General features: G+C 65.4%; 1 protein-coding gene. It reads right to left on the bottom strand.

Annotation, left to right across the window (positions count from 1 at the left end):
* Positions 1-124: 124 nt before the first annotated feature.
* On the bottom strand, positions 125-254 hold a 130-nt coding region (locus K9U40_RS24665), incomplete at its 5' end, for a transposase (protein WP_282892654.1).

Consider the following 254-nt stretch of genomic DNA (forward strand, 5'->3'; position numbering starts at 1 on the left):
GCCCTCGGCGGCAGAACGCCGGAGGAGGTCCATACGGCCTGCGACAGCATCGACATGGCGGCGTAACGCACACCAGAACCAAGCTTAGCAAAGCCGCCAATCTGTCCGCCAAACCGGGACCACCTCAATCGGCGTGGCGCTCGTATCGGATGGCGAGGCGCCGGAACTGGTTGATCCAGGCGAAGGTGCGCTCAACCACCCATCGGTGCTTGCCGAGGTGCTCAGAACTGTCGACGCCGCGGCGGGCGATACGG

The organism is Xanthobacter autotrophicus (assembly GCF_030015065.1).
Taxonomy (GTDB): domain Bacteria; phylum Pseudomonadota; class Alphaproteobacteria; order Rhizobiales; family Xanthobacteraceae; genus Xanthobacter; species Xanthobacter autotrophicus_D.